The following is a 23,294-nucleotide window of genomic DNA, read 5'->3' as shown; positions in this document are numbered from 1 at the left end:
GGACGGCCTAGCGAATAGGGAATAGCGAGTAGGGATAGAGTTGCGTCTGCGGCGATCCACTCCTCGCTATTCGCTACTCCCTACTCCCTATTCGCTCCTTTGATACACCTCATCACGACCCCCGCAGCGATGTCGCCGGACGGTCTGTCGACGGCCATGCGTCTGGCCACCTCGGCAAAACCGTCCTTCTGCCATGCGCGATAGGGGGTGTTGGAAAACAGCGCCTCCAACTGCCGCGCCAGATAATGCGGTCGCACATATTCGTTGTAGCTTTCCGGCACGATCGCGCGGTCGGCGATGAGATTGGGCAAGGAGGCGCTCCATACGGTGATCAGGCGTTGGGCTATCCGCATGACCGGATCGAGCCGGTAGCAGGAGATCATCGGCACACCCGACAGAGCCAATTCCAGCGACACCGTTCCCGATGCGATCAGCGCTGCATCGGCCTTGCCGATGGCCTGCCATTTGCGCTCGGAATCAAGGATGATCTCCGGCTTCTCGTCCCAGCTTGCCACCGAAGCCCTGACCAGGTCGGCGACATGCGGCACCGTCGGCAACAGCAGGCGCAAGCGGTGTCCGCGCGCACGCAGGATCGAGATCGTCTTGCCGAACGGGCCGGCCAGCCGTCGCACCTCGCCGCGACGCGAGCCGGGCAGCACAAGCAGCGTCTTCACACGATCATCGGACAGATCGCGCGGCAGGCTTTGCGCCTTGGCGGCGCCGAGCACGCCCGGATCGTGGGAAAGGCGATGGCCGACATAGGTGCCGGTCGGACCGCCGAGGCGGGCGAGCTCCCTCACTTCGAAAGGCAGGATGCAGAGGACGTGGTCGACATACGGTTTCATCGCCACCGCCCTGCCCGGCCGCCATGCCCAGACGCTCGGGCAGACATAGTGGACGATCGGGATTGCCGGATCGGCGGCACGCACCTTTTTCGCCACGCGCAGCGAAAAATCAGGGCTGTCGATGGTGATGAGGCAGTCGGGCTTTTCGTTGGCCACCGCACCGGCCGTCTGGCTGATCCGTCGTATCAAGCGCGGCAGATCGCGCAGGATGGCGCTCAATCCCATCAGCGCGATCTCGCCGCCGTCGAACAGCGGCGTGAGGCCGAGCGCCTGCAAATGCCGGCCGCCGATGCCGACGAGCCGGACCTCGCGGCCGGTGGCGCGCTTGAGCGCCTCTACGATGTCGGCGCCAAGCAGATCGCCCGATTCCTCTCCGGCAACGATGGCTATCTTCAGCGGTCGCTCAGTCGCCATGCACCGGCTCCGCAGCAGGCAGGCCGATCACGAACAGGCCGAGCGCGTTGGCGCGAGCGACGACTGTCGGGCCTTCCAGAACCAGCGAGCGGCCGGCTTCGACGGCAATGCCGGCAAGTCCGGCGGCATGCGCCGCCTCGATCGTCTGCGGGCCGATGGAGGGTAGATCGGCGCGCAACTCCTGGCCAGGCTTGGCGCATTTGACCAGGACGCCACGCGATTTGCCGGCCAACCTGCCATGGCCGCGCAACTGCCGTGTTCGATCGAGCAATCCGTTGGTACCCTCGATGCCTTCCAGCGCGATTGCGCGGCCGCCGATCGCAACAGCCGCCTGGCCGATATCCAGCGCGCCGATGGCCATCGCAGCTGCGTGGGCCGCCTTGATGTCGCGCCAGTCGGATTTCTGCGGCGCTGCCTTGGTCAGCGCGCCTTCGGCGGCGACCAGTTCCGGCACGATCTCATGGGCGCCGACCACCTTGACGCCACGCGCCTCCAGGGCCCGCGTCAAGACCTTCAGCAGGCCGTCGTCGCCACGGGCAAGCGCCATGACCACCGAAGGCACCACGGCAAGCAAGCCAAGGCTCGGGCGCATGTCGATCAGCCGAGGCCGGCGCCTGATCTCGCCGGCAAGAACCAGATGGCTGATCCGTCGACGCTTCAGCAACGAAGCAAGCGAACCGATATCTTCCAGAGCGAGGCTGTCATGCTCGTAGCCGCCGAGGTCGGATTTGCGGTCGGCTTCGCCCTCGATCAGGATAATGACGGGCGGATAGCCTTGTGCAGCCAGGCTGATCGCAACTTCGACCGGCAAGCTGCCGCCGCCGGCAATGATGCCGACCCTGGCGTCTGGCGCGAGATCAAGGCCCATCCGGCTGGCCTCAATCTTCGTCATCTGCCCTCAATCTTCGTCATCTGCATCGTCGCCGCCGCCAGCCTTGAGCGACGGGACGGCATAGTGCCGCTTACCGCGACTGGCGATGAAATCGATGATCTTCATGGCGGTCGGTGACGAGGCGAACTCCGCCTTGGCGAGTTCGACGTTCTCGCCGACGGTTCGGGAGCGATCGAAGATCGTCCTGTAGGCCTTGCGCAGCGTGTGGATCTCGGAGCGCGGCAGGCCCGTGCGCTTCAGGCCGATGATGTTGAGGCCGCGAAGGCTGGCGCGATTGCCGACGGCGATGGCGTAGGGAATGACGTCGCCGACGATTGCCGAGCAACCGCCGAGAAAGGCGTTGTCGCCGACGCGGACAAACTGATGAACGGCGGTAAGGCCACCGATATAGACGTTGTCGCCGATCTCGCAATGGCCGCCCAGCGTCGCCTGATTGGCGAAGGTGGCGTTCTTGCCGACGATGCAGTCATGCGCGATGTGGGCGTAGGCAAGGAAGTTGCCGTTGTCGCCGATCGTCGTCTCGCCGCGGCTGGAATCGGTGCCGAGGTGCATGGTCACGCCTTCGCGGATCGTGCAGTTCTCACCGATGACCAGCGTGGTACGACCGCCCTTGTGCTTGTTGTTCTGCGGCGGCGCGCCCAGCGTCGCCATCGGATAGACCTTGGTCGACGCACCGATGGTGGTCGCGCCGATCACCGAGACGTGGCCGACCATTTCGACGCGGTCGCCGATCACCGCGTCGGCGCTGATGTGGCAGAACGGCCCGATGCGGACGCCCTCGCCGATTTTAGCGCCGGCCTCGATGACCGAAGATGGATGGATGACTGTCTGGATTTTCATAAGCATTCGATCGTCAGTCGCTCGTAACCATCATCGCCGAGATCTCGGCTTCCGCGGCCTTGACGCCGTCGACCAGAGCCTCGCAGGCGAATTTGAGAAGGTTGCCGCGTTTCTTGATTTTCTTCACATGGATCTTCAACTGGTCGCCGGGAACGACCGGTTTACGGAATTTGGCATTGTCGATGGTCAGGAAATAGACCAACGACGGTTTTTCGGTACCAAGGCTGCGGATGCAGATGGCGCCGGCCGTCTGCGCCATCGCCTCGACGATCAGCACGCCGGGCATGACCGGCTGATCCGGGAAATGACCTTGGAAATGCGGCTCGTTTATGGTCACGTTCTTGATGCCGGTGGCGGACTCGTCGCCGTCGACATCGATGATGCGGTCGATCATCAGGAACGGATAGCGATGCGGCAGGAGCTTCATCAGCCCCAATATGTCGACCGCCTCGAGCGTCGTCGCCGCAACCATCTCAGCTCTTGCCTCCGTCGCCCGACTTGCGCGCCCTGGCCAGTCTTCGCAGAGCCGCGATCTCCCGCATGGCTTCCGCCATCGGCTGCGCCGGGTAGCCTCCCCAAATCTCGCCCGCGGGGACGTTGCTCATGAACCCGCTTCTTGCAGCAAGCTTGGCCCCTGTTCCTACGGTCAGGTGATCCGCAAGGCCGACACCGCCACCCATGGTGACGTTGTCGCCCACCGTTACGGAACCGGAAATACCCGAGAGGCCGGCGATTATGCAATTGCGGCCGATGCGGACGTTATGAGCGATCTGGACCAGATTGTCGATCTTGGTGCCTTGACCGATAATCGTGTCGGACATGGCGCCTCGATCGACCGTGGTGTTGGAGCCGATCTCGACGTCGTCCTGGATGACGACCCGGCCGATTTGCGGCACGCGCTCCGGGCCCTTGGCGCCGGCCACGAAGCCAAAACCGTCCTGGCCGATGCGGGCGCCGCCATGAATGATGACGCGGTTGCCGATCAGCGCGTACTGGATGCTGGCGCCTGGGCCGACATAGCCGTCGCGGCCGAACTGACAGGAGGGACCGATAACGGCATGAGGGGCAATGACGGTTCCGCTGCCGATCGAAGCGCGAGGGCCGATGATCGCGCCGGCCTCGACGATTGCGCCGGCCTCGATACGCGCCGATGGATCGATATGGGCATGCGGCGAGATACCGGTTTCGCCGGTCATCGGCGCCGGTGTCGCAGCCGCCGGGAAAAGCAGGCGTCCGACCATCGCGAAAGCCTGTTGCGGGCGCGGATGGACCAGGACCGCGATGCCAGCCGGCGCTTTGCCGGCAAATTCGGCAGGGCATAGCACCGCCGCCGCTCGCAGCGATTGCATCAACGCGAAGTTGCGTCTGCCATCGACGAAGACAAGAGCGTGCTCGCCGCCTTCGCTTGCCGGCGCCAAGGCTTCGATCGATCTATCGGAGAGGCCGGAATCGACAAGCACGGAGCCGGTCAGATTCGCGACTTCGCCAGCCGTATACCGGCGTGATGGCGCGAAGAACACCGGATCGGTCATTCCAGAAGCTATATCCAGCTAGCGCACGACCCCGAAAATCGGAATCGATTTTCGGAAAGGATCATGCGCAAAAATCAAAGTCCTGCAGCGTCCTATGCGCGTCCAGAGGACGCGCGGCGCCGTAGTGTCGAATTACTTTCTTCCGGCCCCCTACGGCCCGGAAGTATCGTTGCCCGCCGATCAGAAGCGGGACGATATGCCGAAGTTGAATTCCTGCACGTCGTCGGTGTCCTCCTTGAGGACCGGGATCGCATAGTCGATGCGGATCGGGCCAAAGGGCGACGCCCACATCAGGCCGACGCCGGCAGAGGCGCGCCACTGCATGTCGGTCGTCGATGGATCGACACCCGCCACATCGTTGCCATAAAGTGTCGCCGCATCGGCAAAGACCGCGCCGCGCAGGCCGAAGCTCTCCGGAATGACCGGCATCGGAAACTGAGCTTCCGCCGAGGCATTGAAATAGGTGGTGCCACCGAGATGGTCGTCAAAGCCCTGGTTGTCGACAGGACCGATGCCGCCATAGGCGAAGCCGCGGATCATGCGGTCGCTACTCTGGAAATGATCGAAGATGCGCAGGTCGTCATTGCCGAAGCCCTGGATATGGCCAGCCCCGCCCGAAATCAAACCAACCAGATCAAGCTGCTCCGACAACGTCTGGTAGACACTGCCACGCGCCGTCACCTTGACGAATTTGGCGTCGCCGCCGAGGCCGGCGAATTCCGTGGTGACATTGGCGAAGATGCCTTCATGCGGGTTCTTCATGTCATCGATGGTATTGTAGGCCAGACCGAGACTGACCGACGACTTGAGCCACGGGCTTTGCGCAATGCCGTCCAGGATAGCCGTAGAGACGGTGCAGCCAGGGAGATCGCAATCATCGTCGAGCTTATACTTCTCCTGCGAGATATTGTACGCCAGCTGCGTCGAGATGTCGTCGGTGATCGGCAGGCCAAAGCGCACTGTCGCGCCTAGCGTTTCGCTCTTGTAGTCGTCGTATTCCCTAGTCCGGTTGAAGATATCGAAACCGGCGGCAATGCGCCGCCCGAGGAAATAGGGCTCGGTGAAGGAGAAGCTGTAGTCGCGCGAATTCTTGCCGCCGCCCGCCGATAGCTTGATGAACTGGCCGCGTCCGAGGAAGTTGCGTTCGGTGATCGATCCTTCGACGGATGGGCCTTCGGTGTCGCCGCCTGTCGAATAGCCGGCGCCGACCGAGAACTCTCCAGTCGATTTCTCGACCACGTCGACCACCAGCACAACCTGGTCCGGCTCAGAGCCGGGCACGGTCGAAACCTCGACTTTCTCAAAAAAATCGAGCGCTTCCAGCCGTTTTTTCGCGCGCTGAATGAGAACCTGGTTGAAGGCATCGCCCTCACTCACGTCGAATTCGCGACGAATGACATAGTCGCGTGTCCGGTCGTTGCCGCGAATCTCGATGCGCTCGACATAGGCCTTGGTGCCCTGGTCGATCGTATAGACCACTGAAATGGTGTGGTTCTCGAAATTGCGATCGCCGCGCGGCGTCACCTGGGCGAAGGGATAGCCGGAACCGGCGACCCTCTCGGTCAATGCGATGATGGTGTCTTCGACATTCTCGGCGTTGTAGACGTCGCCCTTGTGGGTTTCGACCACCGACTGCAGCGATGCGGGGTCGACCTCGGGAATCGTGCTCTCGACGCTGACGTCGCCGAAGGTGTAGCGCTCGCCCTCCTGCACGGTGATGGTCACCGTGTATTTATTAGTGGTTTCGTCGAGTTCGCCGACCGCGGATATCACCTGGAAGTCGGCATAGCCGTGATTGTAATAGAAACGGCGCAGCAGTTCCTCGTCGGCGCGCAGCTTGTCTTCGTCAAAGACGTCGTCGCGCAGCACGAACGAAAGAATGGACGAGCGCTTGGTCGAGATGACGTCGGACAGGCGGCGGCTCGAATAGGCGCTGTTGCCGACGAAATTGATCGCGGCGATCTGCGTGCGGCCGCCTTCATTGATGTTGAAGATCACATTCACGCGGTTGTCGCCGAGATCCATGATCTGGGTCGTCACGGCGGCGTCGTCGCGGCCGATACGCCTGTAGGCGGCCTTGACCGCTTCGACATCGGCATCGAGCGCCTGCTGCGAGAACGTTCCACGTGGCTTCAACTGGACCGCTGCCGCAAGGGCGTTGTCCTTGAGCTTCTTGTTGCCCTGGAACAGCACCTGGTTGACGACCTGATATTCGGAAACCTTGATGACCAGCGTCGAACCGACCTGGTTGATCTGGACGTCCGAGAACAGTCCGGTGCCGAACAGCGCCTTGACCGCTTCGTCAATATCGGCGCTGGAAAACGGCTTGCCGGGCTTGATCGTGACGTAGTTGCGGATCGTGTCGGCGTCGACACGCTGATTGCCGCTGACTTCAACTCTTGAAACAACAGCGGCCTCGGCCGCCGATGTGGCAACGAACTGCACTGCGAGCGCACCTGGGACGACCAGGGCGGCGGACAGGGCCACCGCGGACGCGGCGCTCAGAAACTTGGATGCCTTCATCGGGCTTTTGTACCTTTTCTCGAAGTCCCCACGGCGAGAAAACCGGACGTGCGGTAATTTCCCCTACCGTATTAACCGGATTTTCCCTACACGCAAGGCTCCTGGTTAATTTGTATTTACTTAACCCAATTGCGTGGCTTTCGCGTCACGCATATCCCCACGCATGGTAAACGGCGTCTCAATATTGGCTGTGCTGAAGCCAAATTTCTTCATGATTTCAGCATCCAAACAGATCGTTCCAGAAAACGAACCCCATGAAGGCCAAGACGAGAAACAGGCCGACCCTGTAGCCCAACTCCATCATCCGTTCCGACACCGGTCGCCGAATGACGGCCTCCACGCCGTAGAACAGGAGATGGCCGCCGTCGAGCGGGGGAATCGGCAAAAGGTTCAGAATACCGATCCCGACCGACAGCAGCGCAACAAGTTGCACAAGCCAGTCGAAGCCAAGTTTTGCCGCCTGCCCCGACATCTGTGCGATCTTGATTGGGCCGCCCAGCTGGCATTTGTCTTCGCGACCGACAACGAAACGCTGCAGGAACTGACCGGTGCGCTGAATGATGTATCCCGTCTCCTCGACCGCCGCCCCCACCGCTGCGACCGGGTTGTAAGTGATCAGCCTGGGCTGGCCGAATTCCTGGTTGTTGACGACGCCGATCACCGCCACCTTGACCTTGTTGCCCAGCCCATCCTGCTGCTCCATCAATTCCGGCGTCGCCGTAACGGTGATCTCCTTGCCGTCGCGCAGCATGACGAAGGTGATGGGGTCGCCGCCGCGGCCCGAGACCCGGCGCTGGACGTCGGCGAAGGTCTGGACCTTTTTGCCGTCGACGCTGACGAATCGGTCGCCGGGCAGGATACCGGCCCTGGCCGCTGGGCTGCCCGCGGTGACTTCAGCCACCATAGGCTCCAGGACGGGCCGGCCATAGGCGGAAAACAGCACCGCAAAGACGGCGATCGTCAGCAGAAAATTGAACAGCGGGCCAGCCACCACAGTTGCCGCGCGCTTCCAGACCGGCTGCGTGTGAAAAGCGACCTTGCGTTCGGCAGCCGTCAGCGTTTCGATCTCCTCCGAGCTGGGCTGGCTCGAGGTGGCGTTCATGTCGCCGACGAATTTGACGTAGCCGCCGAGTGGTATGGCGCAGAGTTTCCAGCGCGTGCCATGGCTGTCGTTAAAGCCGAAGAGCTCCGGGCCGAAGCCGATCGAAAAGACCTTCACGCCGATGCCGCACCAGCGGCCGACGAGATAATGGCCCATCTCGTGAACGAACACGACGACGGTCAGCACGAACAGGAAAGGCACCAGCGTGCCGAGGACAAAGCCCTCCGTGCTGAACACCGCGTGAAGAATCTCGTTCAACTCATGTCCTCAAAATTCGTCCGCAGCACGGTGGTACCGCGACTGTGGCATCAATCCAGGCGAATCCATGGCGCATCCTGCGCAGGTCAGGAAACCAGGCCCCCGAATCAATACCGATAAACAATCAATGCCGATCAAACTGGAAACAGCCCCTGTGCCGGATGGTCGGCGGTCGCCGAAATCCAGCCGATGACGTACAGGGCGAACGCCGCCGCGACAAGACCGTCGACCCGGTCCATGACGCCGCCATGGCCCGGTATCAGCGTGCCCGAATCCTTGCAGTTGTGGCGCCGCTTCACCCATGATTCGAAAAGGTCGCCCACCTGGGAGACGAGCGAAAGCACCAGCGCGACGACGCCGAGCACTGCCAGATTGCCGGCTCCGGCCGCGGCGGCCAGAAGCAGCCCGGCAACCACGCCGCCGACGGCGCCGCCGAGTGCCCCGCTCTGCGTCTTGCCGGGTGAGATAGACGGCGCCAGCTTCGGCCCGCCAACAGCGCGGCCGACAAAATAAGCTGCTATGTCGGTCGCCCAAACAACCGCGAACAGGAAGAGAATGGCGACGAGGCCGGAATGGTCGCCGTCGCGCAAAAGAGCAAGTGACAGTCCGGCAATGGCGGCATAGGCAAGGCCGGACGCGTCCCACTGTCCCGCCTGGTGCATCGAAGGCTGGCCCATCGAACCCACCACCACGGTGACAACGACCATCACCGCCACAAGAAGCAGCAGCCAGGACGCCGGCAGGCCGGCGACCAAGGCGCCGACGAAAACCAGAAGCAGCGCTTCCGGCAGAAGACCAAAACCCGTGGCGGCGACCGGGCGGCACATTCGCGTCCATTCGTAGAAGATCAGGATCGTCATGGCGGCGCAAAGCAGCCGGAAGGGCAGTCCGCCGAGCCAGGTCAGGCCGAGCGTGACGACCGCAAGCACGACAGCAGAAACAACGCGAAGCTGGAGGTTGCTCATCCCTTGGCTGTCACGGCGACGTCTTCAGCGCCAAGCCCGCCGAAGCGGCGCTCGCGACCGGCAAAGTCGCGCAATGCGTCAGCCAAATGCTCGCGGCTGAAATCGGGCCAGTAGCAAGGCAGGAAGACAAGCTCGCTGTAAGCCGCTTGCCACAGAAGGAAATTCGACAGCCTGAGCTCGCCGCTGGTGCGGATGACCAGTTCCGGATCCGGAATACCCTGGGTGTCGAGAGAGCCGGCAAAGGATTCGGCAGTGATCCCCTCGCTGTCGAGCTCGCCGCGCGCCACCGCCGTGGCAAGCTTGCGCGCGGTGCGCACGATCTCGTCGCGCCCGCCATAGTTGAAAGCGATGACCAGGGTCAGCGCTTCGTTGCGGACGGTCAGCGTTTCGGCCTCTTCAAGCAGGCTCCTGATGTCAGGCTGCAGCCCTGCCCTGTCGCCGATGATCCTGACCCGCACGCCATTTTGGTGCAGTTCGGCGAGATCGCGGCGGATGAAGATTTTCAACAGGCCCATCAGGTCGCTGACTTCGGACTTCGGCCGCGACCAGTTTTCCGACGAGAAGGCGTAGACGGTCAGGAACGAGATGCCGAGGCCAGGAGCGGCGCGCACCGTGTTGCGCAGCGCCTCGACTCCGGCACGATGCCCAGCAAGCCGCGGCAAGCCACGCGCCTTCGCCCAGCGTCCGTTTCCGTCCATGATGATCGCGACATGCGCGGGGCTTGTCATGTTCTCGCTTTCGAGCCAGCAGTGGCCAGACCCTAAACCTGCATGATTTCAGCTTCCTTATCGGAAAGCAGATGGTCGATGGTGCCGATCATCTCGTCGGTGAGCTTCTGGACCTGGTCGGACCGCTTGCGATGATCGTCTTCGCTGATATCGCCGTCCTTTTCCGCCTTTTTGAGAAACTCCATGCCGTCCCGGCGCACGTGGCGCACGGCGATGCGCGCATTCTCGGCATAACCATGCGAGATCTTGACCAGCTCCTTGCGGCGCTGTTCGTTGAGCTCGGGCAGCGGAATTCTGAGATTGGTGCCGTCGACGATCGGATTGAAGCCGAGATTGGATTCGCGGATGGCGCGATCGACCGCGCCGACCATCGACTTGTCCCAGACCGAAACCGAAATCATGCGCGGCTCCGGCACCGAGACGTTTGCCACCTGGTTGATCGGCATCGTGGTGCCGTAGGCCTGCACCTGGATCGCGTCGAGCAGGTTGCTCGAAGCGCGGCCGGTCCGCAGCGAAGCCAGATCGTGCTTGAACGCAGCGATCGCCCCGTCCATGCGCCGTTTGAGATCATCGTATTCGCCACTCATCATCGTCTCCTCGACCCGTTAGCCGGGTTCACTTAAGGGTAACCCCTATTCAAGCCTCGATCCAAAAACCGGTTCCCGTTTTTCGCTTGCGGAAAACCTTCGCTTCGGGACCGGGCTCCCGATCAGTCGTCCGTGACGACCGTGCAACGGCCGCCGCCCCTCAGAATATCACCGAAACCACCCTTCTCGTGGATCGAATAGACGATTATCGGGATGTTGTTTTCGCGCGCAAGTGCAATCGCGGCCGTATCCATGATCGAAAGACCGCGTTTTATGACTTCGCCATGGCTGATGCGCTCGAAGCGGGTCGCATGCGGGTCCTTCTTGGGATCGGCGGAATAGACGCCGTCGACCTGAGTGCCCTTGAACAGCGCGTCGGCGCCGATTTCCGCCGCGCGCAGCGCCGCGGCCGAATCGGTGGTGAAGAACGGATTGCCAGTGCCGCCGGCAAAGATGACGACCTTGCCCTGGTTCATGTAGGCGGTCGCCTGGCGCTGCGAAAAGCTCTCGCAAAGCTCAGGCATGGCGATTGCCGACAGCACCACCGCGTCAACGCCGATCTTGTTCAGCGAGGTGCGCAACGCCAGCGAGTTGATGACGGTAGCGAGCATGCCCATGTGGTCGCCGGTGACGCGATCTCCGCCCTTGGAGGCAACGGCGACGCCGCGAAAGATGTTGCCGCCGCCGATGACGACCCCAACCTCGATGCCCAGGGTACGGGCCTCGGCGATGTCGGCGGCGATGCGATCGACCACCGACACGTCGATGCCGAAATGCTGCTCACCCATCAGCGCTTCGCCCGACGCTTTCAGCAAGACACGTCGGTAGAGGGGCTTCACCGTCATCTGGGTCCTCATTATCGTGCGTGTGACGCGCCTCGGGCTGCCGCCGCGCAGGCGCTGCCCCGAAACATTGGGTTCCGATACACGAAGGGCGCCGCGATGTCACGCGGGGCCCAAACCGGAAAACTCTCTTCCAGTCGTTAGCTTACGCCGGCAAATGCATCTTGCACGAGCAGATCCGGGCACGAGCAGATCCGGCAGGTAGCCAGCCGGCTGTCCTTGCATTAGCAATTCCTGTCGCCGACGCCTGGCCTTCATCGATGCCGCGCAAGAAATCGGCCGGGCATCCTCGCGAACACCCGGCCGTAAAGTCTTTTCAGAAAGAGCGTTTTACTTCTTGACCGCCGCCGCGACTTCCGCCGCAAAATCGGTCTCGTCCTTCTCGATGCCCTCGCCGAGCGCGAATCGCAGATAGGCAGTGATCTTGGCCGATGCGCCGATTTCCTTCTCGGCATCCTGCAGCGCCTTCTCGACGGTGATGTCAGGATTGAGCACGAACGCCTGCTTGAGCAGCACGACCTCTTCGTAGAACTTGCGCAGACGGCCCTCGACCATCTTCTCGATGATCGCTTCCGGCTTGCCGGACTGGCGTGCCTGGTCGGCGAAGATCGCCTTCTCGCGCTCGACCGCCGCCGGATCGAGTTCTTCCGTGGTCAGCGCCATCGGATTGGTGGCGGCGACATGCATGGCGACCTGACGCGCAAAGGCGTTGGCGGCCTGCGCGTTGCCAGATGTCTCGATGGCGACCAGCACGCCGAGCTTGCCAAGGCCGTCGGCAACCGCGTTGTGGACGTAGGTTGCGACGGCGCCCTGCTCGACGGTGAGCTTGGCCGAACGGCGAAAGCCAAGATTCTCACCGATGGTGCCGACAGCGTCCTTGATGGTGTCGGCAACCGACTTGTCAGAACCCGGATACGGGGCGGCTGCGACGACCTCGGTCTTGCCGCCATAGGCGAGCGCCACCTTGGCAACGTTGGCGACGATCTCCTGGAAGGCAGCATTGCGGGCAACGAAGTCGGTTTCGGAATTGACCTCGACGACCGCCGCCTCACGCACGCCGGAATCGACGCCGATGAGGCCTTCGGCCGCGGTACGGCCGGCCTTCTTGTCGGCCTTGGAGATGCCCTTCTTGCGCAGCCAGTCGACGGCCTCTTCCATGTTGCCGTTGGTCTCGTTCAACGCCATCTTGCAGTCCATCATGCCCGCGCCGGTCAAGTCGCGGAGTTCTTTGACCTGTGCAGCCGAAATGCTCATTGTCGCCTCTTTGTTTAAAATGCACCGACGCACCACCGGTCCTCGATGATGCGCCTGGCGCCAGCGCTTAGCGCGCCAAAATATGAGAAAGATGAAGGCCGAAACCGGCCTTCGCTGTTACGCTTCCGGTGTCTGGGGGGCCGGAGTCTCGGCGGTCGGCGTCGGCTCGAGTGCCGGCTCGATCGGAGCCTCGGCCAAAGCGCCGACATCGACGCCAAGCGCGCCCTGCTGGCGAGCAATGCCGTCGATTGCCGCCTTGGCGATCAGATCACAATAGAGCTGGATGGCGCGGGCCGCGTCGTCATTGCCAGGAATCGGGAAATCGATCTTGTCCGGGTCGCAGTTGGAATCGATGATGGCGACGACCGGGATACCGAGACGCTTGGCCTCGAGGATGGCGATCGCTTCCTTGTTGGTATCGATCACGAACATCAGGTCGGGCGTCGAGCCCATGTCCTTGATGCCGCCCAGCGCCTTGTCGAGCTTCTCGCGCTCGCGGTCGAGGTTGAGGCGCTCCTTCTTGGTGAGCCCCTGGGCCTCGCCGGCCAGCATCTCGTCAAGCTTGCGCAGGCGCTGGATGGAGTTCGAGATCGTCTTCCAGTTGGTCATCATGCCGCCGAGCCAGCGGGAGTTGACATAGTACTGGGCCGAGCGCTGCGCGGCGTCGGCAACGATATCGGACGCCTGGCGCTTGGTGCCGACGAACAGCACGCGGCCACCCTTGGCGACGGTATCGGAAACCTGCTTCAGCGCCTGGTGCAGCAGCGGCACCGTCTGCGAGAGGTCGATGATGTGGATGTTGTTGCGGGCGCCATAGATATAGGGCGCCATCTTCGGGTTCCAGCGGTGGGTCTGGTGGCCGAAGTGAATGCCAGCTTCCAAAAGCTGGCGCATGCTGAAATCAGGCAGAGCCATTCTTATGTCCTTTTCCGGTTAGCCTCCACGGACACAGGCATTTCTGGACTTTGTCCTCGAACGCCACCGGAGGTTTCAGCCGGATTTCTCCCGGGCAGACACCAAAGTCCGTGTGTGGAATGAGCGCGCATATAGAGGGGTTGCACGGCAAACGCAAGCGCTGCGGTGTCCTGCGGCTCAACGTGCGGCGATCAGCGCACCGGTGCCGATCATGGCGCCGCCGGCAAACCTGTTCATCAAGCGCATCCGCCTTGGCGTCTTGAACCAGCTCGAAGCCTGCCCGGCAAGCACCGCATAGACGCCCATGGTGATAATGTTGACGCCGATCACGACCGCAATCACGAGCAGCCCCTCGGCGAAGCTCATCGTGTTGAGATCGAGGATCAACGGCATGATGGAGGCGTGGAACAGAATCGCCTTGGGGTTGCCCAATGCGATGGAGATGCCGAGGTAAAACGATCGAGACAGTCTTGCCTGCGTTGCCCGCAGTCCATCTGCTCGCGCGGAAGCCGATCGCCACATCCTGATGCCAAGAAACATCAGATAGGCAGCACCCGCATATTTCAGGATGAGAAAAACCCATTCGAAGGTCTGTGCCAGGGCCGCGAGACCGAGCAGCGCCAAACTCACCAGCACCGCGTCGCCAGCGGCGATGCCGAGCCCAGCCAGGAAAGCGCGAACGAACCCGCGCGAGACGCCGCTGGCGATAACCGTGAACATCGCTGGGCCAGGCGTGGCGGCGGCAAATGTGATTGCGGCGCAATAAGCCAGAAATGCCGTCAAAGTCATGGTCGTATCTTCCCCCTCGGCACGCGGACCCGCCGGAAAACAGCAACGATCTCCTCGCGGTTGCATTCGATGGCGCCTAGCCGCACCGCGCGGTCGCGCTCGAAGCCGGTTATGTCATAATGCGGCGCCGATGTCTTCGGCGGCCCCTGATAGGACGAGCGCTTGACGCCGAGCTGTGCTGCAAAACGATGCAGCTCGTCGGTATCGTCGGCCAGCAGGTGACACCAGCGGTGGCCGACCCATTTCCAGATCGCCGCGTCGACATAGACCGCCATGAGGCTTGCCGCACTCCTTCATCTTTCGCCGACCAGCGGAGCCGCAACTCACCCGCAGCCGAGATCCAACGTTAGCGATGCCAATGCTAGCGATGCCAATCCTAGCGATGATAGAAGGGATTCGGATAGAAAATGAAGCTGCCGGCGGCTTCGAGTTCGGCCACGGTCGTGGTGACCGCCGCCTGCATGCGGCTGTGCAGTTCGGCAAGCGCATCGTCGATCGAGTCAGGATAGGCGTGCAATCCCAGCGGCTCCGGCACCCGGATATGCGCGCAGCGCGGCCCGGCCGGCTGCGGCACGAAGCAATTGACCGTGTCGCGCAGCGTGCCCTTGCAATAGTCGTTGCGAATGCGCTTCAGATGCTCTGCGATCTCCTCTTGCGTGATGCGCGGATTGGCTGAGGCCCACGGTCCAACGCGTTGGAGACGCTGGATCGTGTCCGCCAGCGTGCGGATCTGTTTTTGTCGCTCGGCGTCGCCGGTGCCTTCCCGCAGCCAGCGGCGCGACCGGCGCAAAAGCTCGGCGATCTCGCTGGTGCCGGGATCGACCGAAATACCCTCCCCCAGGCGCCGGCTCAATTCGAGCAGCAACTGCGTCTGACGCGTAGTGTACGAGGCCCGTTCGTCGGGCGCCGTACCGCAGGCAATCTCATCGCGCGACAGCAGCGTCGCATAGATATGGTGGACGCGCTCCGGCAGCGTATCGGCGGCACGGCGTTCGATCTTCAGGCTCTTCTCGACATAGGCGCATTCCTGCGCCAGCGCCGGCTCGACATTTTTGGTGAAGGCGAGCTTCCAGACAACCGGCCCGATCCAGACTTTGAAATCCTGATCCGTAGCGCGACCGCGCTTGAGCGCTTCGAACCCCATCTCGACCGCGCCCGGGAGAAGCGGAGCGACGACATTGGCATGCCAGCCGACGCCGCCCTCGGGATGCAAGAGAACGCCATGCCCTTTCAGCGCCCAGGCGATCGAGTGTTCCTTGGCAGCACCGCTGTTGCCGGGTATCTGGGCGATCAGATTGTTGGCCAGCCAGAATTTCTGCATGATCCGGCCGAGGCCGTTGACGACGTCATGCGTGGCCCAGGATGCCGCGAGCGGACTGACCTGCGAGACGATCTCCTTGTCGATCATCCAATCGGTGAAGAATTCCGGATGGTTGGGCGTGATGAATGTTGCTTTGCCTGCGCCGCAACAGGCCTTCAGCCGCTGCCGGTCGTCGTCGGGAAAGTCGATATGGCGGACATTGGCGACACCGCGCAATCCGGCCACGCGGTTGAACGGCAACAGGTCACGAAAACCGGGAATGCCATGCAGCATGACGACGCGGTTGACGACAGTCATGATCCTGATCAGCGCCGGATTGGGCGTCGGCGCCACGAACACATCGATTTTGCTCAACCCACCCCCCGATCGATCCCTCGGAGTAGAGGTTGAAATGCAATTGCGGCGTGTTCAAGTCATGGCGCATGACCTCAACAATCGGAATCGATTTTCGGAAAGGACCATGCGCAAAATCAAAGTGCTACAGCGACCTTTGCGCGTCCAAGGACGCGCGGCGGTGTAGGCGCCGCCCTGCGGCGTGGCTAAGCTGACGCTCTATTTCGGCGGACAGGGTTTCGTTTGATCGAACAGCGAAAGATTGACCAGCTTGCCGGTCATCGAGAAGTCGTTGTAGTCCATGAGCAGGTCGCGCGTGATGCCGTTCTCATGCAACTTGAAGCTGATCCGGTATTCCGGCACCTCCTCGCCTGACTTGTCGGTGCTGTCGAAATAGGCGATGTCGACTGGCCAGTATTTGTCGGTGGCGAGTTTAGCCAGTACCGGCACTTCCGGATCGGTCTTGTCGGCATCGGCTTTCTTGCCGACGACGACGGTGGTGGTCATCACCTTGTTGGCATCTTCCGAACCGTCGAACAGATTGGTTTCGTAGAAATTTTCGCCCTTTTCGGCCTTGTCGATCAGTTCGACCAGATGCTGCGTCGGAAACTGGGTGGCCGGCAGTTCGACGCTGCTCGTCTCCGGCTTGTCGATGTCGACCTTGAGGCCGTTTGTCTGCTTCGTCGCGGTGCCCTTGACCTCCTTGTCGAGATTCTGGTCGACGAAGGATTTTGTCACGAACGAGAAGGTCTTGCCTTCGGCGTCCTCGAAAGTGGTCGTCTGCTGGTCGGTGAGCCTTGTATTCTCGTTGGTGACGATCTGGGTGACGAAACGGAACTTCACCGTATAGCCTTCGCAAGGCGAGCCGTTGAACTCATAGACCATGCGGCCGGAAATGCCGGTGATGCCGGAGCGGTCGGAAGCCTTGTCCAAGGTCAGATCATAGACCGCGCGATGCGCCTGCAGCGCCGGTACGGCAAAAGCCGGCGCCATCGAGAACACCGCTGGCAGCAGGACAGCGTGGAATGCGAGGCGTGTTGCGCGCATGAGGGGCTCCGATCATCGCGCCTGATGGCAGGCCGCAGGGAAAGAGGGTCCAGCTTAAAAAAAGTCGTGGCGGAAGCGAGGCAAAAATTGCAATTTCGGCCCGGCCTGCGCAGCGTCATCAAGCAATAGGGAAATACCATGAGTGAAACAATCGAAAAGCGGCTAAGCGATCTCGGCGTGACGCTTCCGGTCGCTGCCGCGCCCGCCGCCAATTACGTGCCCTATTGCAGGTCAGGCAATCTGCTGTTCATCGCCGGACAGCTGCCGCTCCAGCAGGGCAAGCTGCAGGCGAGCGGGCTGCTCGGCGGTGATGTTGACATCGCAATTGGCCAGGAAGCGGCAAAATACTGCGCGATCAACATATTGGCGCAGGCCAAGGCAGCACTTGGCGATCTCGAGAAAATCCGCCGCGTGGTGAAGATCACCGTCTTCGTCGCCTCGGCGCCGGATTTTTTCGAGCAGCACCTGGTTGCCAACGGCGCCTCGGATCTTCTGGTTGCAGTGCTCGGCGACCCCGGCAAGCATGCCCGCGCCGCCGTCGGTGCCGCCTCCCTGCCGCTTAATGCCGCAGTGGAAATCGAAGCCATCTTCGAAGTCGAATGAGCCCGGCATGACCGACCTTTCCTGGCTGACCGCCCGACCCATTGCCCATCGCGGCCTCCACGACATGAACAAGTCGCGCTGGGAGAACACGCTTTCCGCCTTTGCCGCTGCGGCTGAACGCGGCTATGCGATCGAATGCGATGTGCATCTGTCGTCAGACCGCATCCCGGTGATCATCCACGATAGCGATCTGAGGCGGCTGACCGGCCAGGACGGTTTTGTCTGGCAGCGCACGGCGGCAGAAATGACGGCCCTCAAGATCGGCGGCACATCGGATCGTCTGCCGACGCTGCAGCAGGCCCTCGACCTGGTCGACGGCCGCGTGCCGGTGGTCGTCGAACTGAAAGGGGTTCCCGGCCGCGACGAAGGCTTGGTGGAAAGCGTCGGCAAGATGCTCAAAAACTACAGGGGCAAGGCGGCGATCATGTCGTTCGACCATTGGCTGATCCGCAATTTCCCGAAACACGCGCCCGGCATTCCGGGCGGGCTGACCGCTTATGGCAACGAAGTCAAGTTGATCGAGGCGCATTTCGCCATGCTGGCGCACGACATCGCCTTCACCTCCTATGCCGCAGGCGACCTGCCGAACCGGTTTGTCAGTTTTGTGCGCGAAAGGCTCAAAATGCCGGTAATCACCTGGACCGTGCTCGACCAACCGGCGGTCGACCTGACCTTCAGATATGCCGACCAGATGACGTTCGAAGGATTTGAGCCGGATCTCGTGCAGGTCGCTTGAACCGAGCTTGCATGGACCGGCACGGAGCTTAAATAGGCCTCATGGATCAAGGCGATGAAGGCGACGGGCAAACGGCGAATGGAGCGTATGCGATCCGGATTGCCTCCGGCATCGGCGCCTTTACCTGCGCCGAATGGGATGGCCTCGGCGGGACCTCGCGCGGCGATATAGAAAACGGCTACAACCCACTTGTTTCATTCGCCTTTTTGAGCGCGCTTGAGGATTCCGGCTGCGCTGTGCGGCGCACCGGCTGGCAGGGCCATCATCTCAGGCTCGAGACAGCGCAGGGAAAGCTGCTCGGTGCCATTCCCTGCTACCTGAAATCGCACAGCCAGGGCGAATATGTTTTCGATCACGGCTGGTCGGACGCGTTCGAGCGCGCCGGCGGGCGTTACTATCCAAAACTGCAGTGCGCCGTGCCGTTCACGCCGGTCACCGGCCCTCGCCTGCTGGTCGACAAGGGCGAGGACAGTCGCGCCGTGAAGGCCGGCTTGGCAGCCGGCCTGAAGGCAGTGACGGACAAGCTCGGCGTTTCCTCCGCGCACGTGACCTTCGCGCAGCTGAGGGATGTCGAGGCGCTGGAAGCGGCGGGTTTTTTGCACCGCACCGACCAGCAGTTTCACTTCTTCAACGAGGGTTATTCGACCTACGACGATTTTCTCGCCACTCTGGCATCGCGCAAGCGCAAGGCGATGAAGAAGGAGCGGCGCGAGGCGCTCGCTCACGGCATCTCGATCGACTGGTTGACCGGCAAAGACCTGACCGAAAGGGTCTGGGACGACTTCTTTGCCTTCTACATGGATACCGGCAGCAGGAAATGGGGGCGGCCCTATCTCAGCCGCGAGTTTTTCTCGATGATCGGCGAGCGCTTGGCCGACGACATCCTGCTGGTGATGGCCAGGCGCAATGGACGCTACATTGCCGGCGCTATCAATTTCATCGGTTCCGATGCGCTCTACGGGCGCAACTGGGGCTGCATCGAGGACCACCCCTTCCTGCATTTCGAGGTCTGCTATCACCAGGCGATCGACTTCGCCATCGACCGTAAGCTGAAGGTGGTCGAAGCCGGCGCGCAAGGCGAGCACAAGCTGGCGCGCGGCTACAGGCCGGTGACCACGCATTCGGCGCATTACATCGCGCATCCCGGCTTGCGTAACGCGGTCGCCGACTATCTCAGGCGCGAGCGCCGCGAAGTCGAGCGGATGGCCGGCTATCTCGAAGAGCACACCCCGTTCCGCAAGGATCTGGCGGACGATTAAAGTTAGAGCAAGCAACAATGCGGAGGGCACGCCATGGCCAAAAAAACCATCTACGACAGCAACAATATCTTCGCGAAAATCCTGCGCGCTGAAATCCCGTCGCATCGCGTCTATGAAGATGACGCTGTTGTCGCCTTCATGGATGTGATGCCGCAAGGGCCGGGTCATACGCTGGTTGTGCCGAAGGCGCCATCGCGCAACCTGCTTGACGCGGATCCTGCAACATTCGGCTCACTCTTCGCCATCGTGCAAAAGGTGGCGGTGGCGGTGAAGAAGGCTTTCGACGCCGATGGTGTCACCATCCTGCAGTTCAACGAGCCCGCTTCTGGCCAGACCGTCTACCACCTCCATGTCCATGTCATTCCACGCTTCGAGGACATCCCTTTGAAGCCGCATAGTGGGCAGATGGAGAAGCCGGACGTGTTGGCTGAGCACGCGGGCAAGATACGGACGGCGCTGGCAAACTGACGTCGGGCGTCGCGCGTCCGGCCACCCACCAGTTCCTCAACGTAAAAAAGCCCCGTTTCCGGGGCTTTTTTTCTTTCAGGCCATCATCCCTTGCGGGGCAGTTGCGGCACCAGGCTGCGCTTGCTGCCATCCTTGCCCTTGGGCTGCGCGACCGCCTTTTTCGCGGCCGGCTTCCTGCCGGCAGCTTTCCTGGGCTTCGGCGTGTCGTCCGGTTCTTCCTTCTTCGGCTTGACCGGCGCCTCGTCGGCGAGTGACTCGAGCTTCAGCCCGGTTTCGCCGGTCTCTTTCCTGTCGACGGTGACACGCACCGTGCCGCCCTTCTTGAGCTTGCCGAACAGCACCTCGTCGGCCAGCGGCTTCTTGATGTGCTCCTGGATGACGCGGCCGAGCGGCCGTGCTCCCATGCGCTCGTCATAGCCCTTCTCGGCCAGCCAGGCGATCGCCTCCTGCGACAGGTCGAAGGTGACGCCACGCTCGGAGAGCTGGGCCTCGAGCTGCATGACGAACTTCTGCACCACCTGGTGGATGACCGGCACCGGCAGCGATCCGAACGGGATGATCGCATCGAGACGGTTGCGGAACTCCGGCGTGAACAGCCGGTTGATCGCTTCGATGTCGTCGCCTTCGCGCTTGGTCGAGCCGAAACCGATCGCCGCGCGCTGCGCATCCGAGGCGCCCGCATTGGTGGTCATGATCAGGATGACGTTGCGGAAGTCGATCTGCTTGCCGTTGTGATCGGTCAGCTTGCCATGGTCCATGACCTGCAACAGGATGTTGAACAGATCCGGATGCGCCTTCTCGACCTCGTCCAGCAGCAGCACGCAATGCGGATGCTGGTCGACGCCGTCGGTCAAAAGGCCGCCCTGGTCGAAGCCGACATAGCCGGGAGGCGCGCCGATCAGCCGCGAGACGGTGTGGCGTTCCATGTATTCGGACATGTCGAAGCGGATCAGCTCGACACCGAGCGAGGCGGCGAGCTGCTTTGCCACTTCGGTCTTGCCGACGCCGGTCGGCCCCGAGAACAGGTAGGAGCCGATCGGCTTCTCCGGTTCGCGCAGGCCGGCCCGCGCCAACTTGATCGCCGAGGTCAAAGCCGTGATCGCGGTGTCCTGACCGTAGACGACGCGCTTCAGCTCGACGTCGAGACCGGCCAGCACCTTCTCGTCGTCGGCGGAAACCGTCTTCGGCGGAATGCGGGCGATGGTGGCGATCGTCGCTTCGATCTCCTTGATGCCGATGGTCTTCTTGCGCTTGGCCTCCGGCACCAGCATCTGCGAGGCACCGGTCTCGTCGATCACGTCGATCGCCTTGTCCGGCAGCTTGCGGTCGTTGATGTAGCGCGCCGACAGTTCGACCGAAGCCTTAATCGCCTCAGACGTGTAGCGAACCTTGTGGAACTCCTCGAAATACGGCTTGAGACCCTTCATGATCTCGATGGCGTCCTCGATGGTCGGTTCGTTGACGTCGATCTTCTGGAAGCGCCGCACCAAGGCGCGGTCCTTCTCGAAGAACTGGCGGAACTCCTTGTAGGTGGTCGAGCCGATGCAGCGGATCGTCCCGGACGACAGCGCCGGCTTCAACAGGTTCGACGCATCCATGGCGCCGCCAGACGTCGCCCCTGCCCCGATCACGGTGTGGATCTCATCGATGAACAGAACCGCGCCCGGATAATCCTCGAGCTCCTTGACGACCTGCTTCAGCCGCTCCTCGAAATCACCGCGATAGCGGGTGCCGGCCAGCAATGTCCCCATGTCGAGCGCGAAGATGGTGGCGTTGTGCAGCACTTCCGGCACGTCGCCCTCGACGATGCGCTTGGCGAGGCCCTCGGCGATCGCCGTCTTGCCGACGCCAGGGTCGCCGACATAGAGCGGATTGTTCTTGGAGCGGCGGCACAGCACCTGGATGGTGCGGTTGATCTCGGACTCGCGGCCGATCAGCGGATCGATCTTGCCGGCCTTGGCCTTGTTGTTCAGATTGATGCAATAGGCGGTCAGCGCGTCCTGCTGCTGCTTTTTCTTGCCGCCGTCCTCTTGCGGCTCGGCGCCGCTCTGGCCTTGCTCGTCATCGGCGCCGCGCGGCGACCGCGTCTCGGATGCGCCGGGCCGCTTGGCAATGCCATGCGAGATGTAGTTGACCGCGTCGTAGCGGGTCATCTGCTGTTCTTGCAGGAAATAGGCGGCATGGCTCTCGCGCTCGGCGAAGATGGCGACGAGCACGTTGGCGCCGGAGACTTCCTCGCGGCCGGACGACTGCACATGGATCACCGCGCGCTGGATGACGCGCTGGAAACCGGCCGTCGGCTTGGAATCCTCGTCATAGCCGGTAACGAGATTGTCGAGCTCGGTGTCGATGTAGGTGAGAACCGTATGCTTCAACTCGTCAAGATCGACGTTGCAGGCGCGCATGACCGCGGCCGCCTCGGTGTCGTCGATGAGCGCGAGCAGCAAATGTTCAAGGGTTGCGTATTCGTGGTGCCGCTCATTGGCGAGCGTCAGCGCCTGGTGAAGCGCCTTTTCCAGGCCTTGGGAGAAAGCCGGCATGTTACCTCACTTCTTCTCCATCACGCATTGCAGCGGATGCTGATTCTGTCGGGCGAAATCCATGACCTGAGACACTTTGGTCTCGGCCACCTCGAATGTATAGACCCCGCACTCGCCCACTCCATGATTGTGAACATGAAGCATGATGCGTGTGGCGGCTTCACGGTCCTTCTGAAAAAAACGCTCCAGCACGTGAACCACGAATTCCATGGGCGTGTAGTCGTCGTTGAGAATGAGGACCCGATAAAGGCTAGGTTTCTTGGTCTTGGTTTTGGTGCGCGTGATGACAGCCGTGCCGCGACCGGTCTCGTTGCCGTCGCTGCCGTTCTGCATCCGCGCCACGTCTGTTGTGGCAGTCAAACCTGTAGTCACCTAGTCCTGCCTTTTTCGAATCCCTAGCGCCTTCGACATGTAGGTGTTCGATGAATGATTTTAAGCCCTTCTGTTTAGCTGACAATATGGCTAGGTGGCCAAACTTGACCGATTTTTCGAAATCGTGAA

The 23,294-nt window shown here is 61.9% G+C and carries 23 protein-coding genes; 4 read left to right on the top strand and 19 right to left on the bottom strand.

Features of this window, described 5'->3' with window-relative positions; genetic code table 11:
• Nucleotides 1–80 precede the first annotated feature (80 nt).
• From lpxB to JG739_RS17625, 17 genes are all read right to left on the bottom strand, one after another.
• Nucleotides 81–1,259, bottom strand: a complete 1,179-nt coding sequence (gene lpxB, locus JG739_RS17705; protein ID WP_202362720.1) for a lipid-A-disaccharide synthase — start codon at nucleotides 1,257–1,259, stop codon at nucleotides 81–83.
• Complete coding sequence (locus JG739_RS17700) at nucleotides 1,249–2,151, bottom strand: LpxI family protein (protein WP_202362719.1); 903 nt, start codon at nucleotides 2,149–2,151, stop codon at nucleotides 1,249–1,251. The genes lpxB and JG739_RS17700 overlap by 11 nt, the downstream gene beginning before the upstream one ends.
• 6 nt (nucleotides 2,152–2,157) lie before the next feature.
• Nucleotides 2,158–2,991, bottom strand: coding sequence for an acyl-ACP--UDP-N-acetylglucosamine O-acyltransferase (lpxA, locus tag JG739_RS17695; RefSeq protein WP_202362718.1), 834 nt, complete (start codon nucleotides 2,989–2,991; stop codon nucleotides 2,158–2,160).
• Nucleotides 2,992–3,004: 13 nt separating this feature from the next.
• Nucleotides 3,005–3,463 carry a 3-hydroxyacyl-ACP dehydratase FabZ gene (gene fabZ, locus JG739_RS17690; RefSeq protein ID WP_202362717.1) on the bottom strand — a complete coding sequence of 153 codons (459 nt, stop codon included), beginning with the start codon at nucleotides 3,461–3,463 and terminating at the stop codon, nucleotides 3,005–3,007.
• Between the two features lies 1 nt (nucleotide 3,464).
• Nucleotides 3,465–4,523 (bottom strand): UDP-3-O-(3-hydroxymyristoyl)glucosamine N-acyltransferase, encoded by a 1,059-nt coding sequence (gene lpxD, locus JG739_RS17685; protein WP_202362716.1) that lies wholly within the window; start codon nucleotides 4,521–4,523, stop codon nucleotides 3,465–3,467.
• A gap of 180 nt (nucleotides 4,524–4,703) precedes the next feature.
• Nucleotides 4,704–7,046, bottom strand: coding sequence for an outer membrane protein assembly factor BamA (gene bamA, locus JG739_RS17680; protein ID WP_202362715.1), 2,343 nt, complete (start codon nucleotides 7,044–7,046; stop codon nucleotides 4,704–4,706).
• A gap of 217 nt (nucleotides 7,047–7,263) precedes the next feature.
• Complete coding sequence (gene rseP, locus JG739_RS17675; protein WP_202362714.1) at nucleotides 7,264–8,406, bottom strand: RIP metalloprotease RseP; 1,143 nt, start codon at nucleotides 8,404–8,406, stop codon at nucleotides 7,264–7,266.
• Nucleotides 8,407–8,540: 134 nt separating this feature from the next.
• A complete protein-coding gene (locus JG739_RS17670; protein ID WP_202362713.1) occupies nucleotides 8,541–9,371 on the bottom strand; it encodes a phosphatidate cytidylyltransferase in 831 nt (276 codons plus the stop codon).
• Nucleotides 9,368–10,099, bottom strand: a complete 732-nt coding sequence (locus tag JG739_RS17665; RefSeq protein ID WP_202362712.1) for an isoprenyl transferase — start codon at nucleotides 10,097–10,099, stop codon at nucleotides 9,368–9,370. Before JG739_RS17665 ends, JG739_RS17670 begins: the two co-directional genes overlap by 4 nt.
• Before the next feature lie 32 nt (nucleotides 10,100–10,131).
• Nucleotides 10,132–10,686, bottom strand: coding sequence for a ribosome recycling factor (frr, locus tag JG739_RS17660; protein ID WP_077384157.1), 555 nt, complete (start codon nucleotides 10,684–10,686; stop codon nucleotides 10,132–10,134).
• 122 nt (nucleotides 10,687–10,808) lie between these two features.
• Nucleotides 10,809–11,531 carry a UMP kinase gene (pyrH, locus tag JG739_RS17655; RefSeq protein WP_023801221.1) on the bottom strand — a complete coding sequence of 241 codons (723 nt, stop codon included), beginning with the start codon at nucleotides 11,529–11,531 and terminating at the stop codon, nucleotides 10,809–10,811.
• 327 nt (nucleotides 11,532–11,858) lie between these two features.
• Nucleotides 11,859–12,782, bottom strand: coding sequence for a translation elongation factor Ts (tsf, locus tag JG739_RS17650; RefSeq protein WP_202362711.1), 924 nt, complete (start codon nucleotides 12,780–12,782; stop codon nucleotides 11,859–11,861).
• 117 nt (nucleotides 12,783–12,899) lie between these two features.
• Entirely contained in the window at nucleotides 12,900–13,697 is a 798-nt protein-coding gene (gene rpsB / locus JG739_RS17645; protein ID WP_202362710.1) for a 30S ribosomal protein S2, read from the bottom strand.
• A gap of 177 nt (nucleotides 13,698–13,874) precedes the next feature.
• On the bottom strand, nucleotides 13,875–14,486 hold the full coding sequence (locus JG739_RS17640) for a LysE family translocator (RefSeq protein WP_202362709.1): 612 nt from the start codon (nucleotides 14,484–14,486) through the stop codon (nucleotides 13,875–13,877).
• Nucleotides 14,483–14,761 carry a DUF4031 domain-containing protein gene (locus JG739_RS17635; protein ID WP_202362708.1) on the bottom strand — a complete coding sequence of 93 codons (279 nt, stop codon included), beginning with the start codon at nucleotides 14,759–14,761 and terminating at the stop codon, nucleotides 14,483–14,485. The genes JG739_RS17640 and JG739_RS17635 overlap by 4 nt, the downstream gene beginning before the upstream one ends.
• A gap of 101 nt (nucleotides 14,762–14,862) precedes the next feature.
• Nucleotides 14,863–16,161 carry a hypothetical protein gene (locus JG739_RS17630; RefSeq protein WP_202362707.1) on the bottom strand — a complete coding sequence of 433 codons (1,299 nt, stop codon included), beginning with the start codon at nucleotides 16,159–16,161 and terminating at the stop codon, nucleotides 14,863–14,865.
• 198 nt (nucleotides 16,162–16,359) lie between these two features.
• Nucleotides 16,360–17,187, bottom strand: a complete 828-nt coding sequence (locus JG739_RS17625) for a cell envelope integrity EipB family protein (protein ID WP_202362706.1) — start codon at nucleotides 17,185–17,187, stop codon at nucleotides 16,360–16,362.
• Between the two features lie 138 nt (nucleotides 17,188–17,325).
• On the opposite strand from JG739_RS17625, the gene JG739_RS17620 reads away from it, so the two are divergent.
• The 4 genes from JG739_RS17620 to JG739_RS17605 are packed head-to-tail and all read left to right on the top strand — an operon-like array spanning nucleotide 17,326 to nucleotide 20,253.
• Nucleotides 17,326–17,790 carry a RidA family protein gene (locus JG739_RS17620; protein ID WP_202362705.1) on the top strand — a complete coding sequence of 155 codons (465 nt, stop codon included), beginning with the start codon at nucleotides 17,326–17,328 and terminating at the stop codon, nucleotides 17,788–17,790.
• 7 nt (nucleotides 17,791–17,797) lie between these two features.
• Complete coding sequence (locus JG739_RS17615) at nucleotides 17,798–18,526, top strand: glycerophosphodiester phosphodiesterase (protein WP_202362704.1); 729 nt, start codon at nucleotides 17,798–17,800, stop codon at nucleotides 18,524–18,526.
• Between the two features lie 41 nt (nucleotides 18,527–18,567).
• Nucleotides 18,568–19,785 (top strand): GNAT family N-acetyltransferase, encoded by a 1,218-nt coding sequence (locus JG739_RS17610; protein WP_202362703.1) that lies wholly within the window; start codon nucleotides 18,568–18,570, stop codon nucleotides 19,783–19,785.
• Between the two features lie 33 nt (nucleotides 19,786–19,818).
• Entirely contained in the window at nucleotides 19,819–20,253 is a 435-nt protein-coding gene (locus JG739_RS17605; RefSeq protein WP_202362702.1) for an HIT family protein, read from the top strand.
• A gap of 83 nt (nucleotides 20,254–20,336) precedes the next feature.
• Here JG739_RS17605 and clpA read toward each other — a convergent pair whose 3' ends face one another.
• Nucleotides 20,337–22,793, bottom strand: coding sequence for an ATP-dependent Clp protease ATP-binding subunit ClpA (gene clpA / locus JG739_RS17600; protein ID WP_202362701.1), 2,457 nt, complete (start codon nucleotides 22,791–22,793; stop codon nucleotides 20,337–20,339).
• Between the two features lie 6 nt (nucleotides 22,794–22,799).
• The gene (clpS, locus tag JG739_RS17595) at nucleotides 22,800–23,126 is read right to left on the bottom strand and encodes an ATP-dependent Clp protease adapter ClpS (protein ID WP_023801212.1); all 327 of its coding nucleotides are present in this window, start codon (nucleotides 23,124–23,126) and stop codon (nucleotides 22,800–22,802) included.
• Nucleotides 23,127–23,294 lie beyond the last annotated feature (168 nt).

The organism is Mesorhizobium sp. L-2-11 (assembly GCF_016756595.1).
GTDB lineage: Bacteria > Pseudomonadota > Alphaproteobacteria > Rhizobiales > Rhizobiaceae > Mesorhizobium.
This window is presented reverse-complemented; position numbering and strand designations above follow the sequence as displayed.

Coding starts and splice junctions, on each gene's coding strand:
- lpxB (WP_202362720.1), bottom strand. CDS start 1,259: ATGGCGACTGAGCGACCGCTGAAGATAGCCATCGTTGCCGGAGAGGAA.
- JG739_RS17700 (WP_202362719.1), bottom strand. CDS start 2,151: ATGACGAAGATTGAGGCCAGCCGGATGGGCCTTGATCTCGCGCCAGAC.
- lpxA (WP_202362718.1), bottom strand. CDS start 2,991: ATGAAAATCCAGACAGTCATCCATCCATCTTCGGTCATCGAGGCCGGC.
- fabZ (WP_202362717.1), bottom strand. CDS start 3,463: ATGGTTGCGGCGACGACGCTCGAGGCGGTCGACATATTGGGGCTGATG.
- lpxD (WP_202362716.1), bottom strand. CDS start 4,523: ATGACCGATCCGGTGTTCTTCGCGCCATCACGCCGGTATACGGCTGGC.
- bamA (WP_202362715.1), bottom strand. CDS start 7,046: ATGAAGGCATCCAAGTTTCTGAGCGCCGCGTCCGCGGTGGCCCTGTCC.
- JG739_RS17670 (WP_202362713.1), bottom strand. CDS start 9,371: ATGAGCAACCTCCAGCTTCGCGTTGTTTCTGCTGTCGTGCTTGCGGTC.
- JG739_RS17665 (WP_202362712.1), bottom strand. CDS start 10,099: ATGACAAGCCCCGCGCATGTCGCGATCATCATGGACGGAAACGGACGC.
- frr (WP_077384157.1), bottom strand. CDS start 10,686: ATGAGTGGCGAATACGATGATCTCAAACGGCGCATGGACGGGGCGATC.
- pyrH (WP_023801221.1), bottom strand. CDS start 11,531: ATGACGGTGAAGCCCCTCTACCGACGTGTCTTGCTGAAAGCGTCGGGC.
- tsf (WP_202362711.1), bottom strand. CDS start 12,782: ATGAGCATTTCGGCTGCACAGGTCAAAGAACTCCGCGACTTGACCGGC.
- rpsB (WP_202362710.1), bottom strand. CDS start 13,697: ATGGCTCTGCCTGATTTCAGCATGCGCCAGCTTTTGGAAGCTGGCATT.
- JG739_RS17640 (WP_202362709.1), bottom strand. CDS start 14,486: ATGACTTTGACGGCATTTCTGGCTTATTGCGCCGCAATCACATTTGCC.
- JG739_RS17635 (WP_202362708.1), bottom strand. CDS start 14,761: ATGGCGGTCTATGTCGACGCGGCGATCTGGAAATGGGTCGGCCACCGC.
- JG739_RS17625 (WP_202362706.1), bottom strand. CDS start 17,187: ATGCGCGCAACACGCCTCGCATTCCACGCTGTCCTGCTGCCAGCGGTG.
- JG739_RS17620 (WP_202362705.1), top strand. CDS start 17,326: ATGAGTGAAACAATCGAAAAGCGGCTAAGCGATCTCGGCGTGACGCTT.
- JG739_RS17615 (WP_202362704.1), top strand. CDS start 17,798: ATGACCGACCTTTCCTGGCTGACCGCCCGACCCATTGCCCATCGCGGC.
- JG739_RS17610 (WP_202362703.1), top strand. CDS start 18,568: ATGGATCAAGGCGATGAAGGCGACGGGCAAACGGCGAATGGAGCGTAT.
- JG739_RS17605 (WP_202362702.1), top strand. CDS start 19,819: ATGGCCAAAAAAACCATCTACGACAGCAACAATATCTTCGCGAAAATC.
- clpA (WP_202362701.1), bottom strand. CDS start 22,793: ATGCCGGCTTTCTCCCAAGGCCTGGAAAAGGCGCTTCACCAGGCGCTG.
- clpS (WP_023801212.1), bottom strand. CDS start 23,126: ATGCAGAACGGCAGCGACGGCAACGAGACCGGTCGCGGCACGGCTGTC.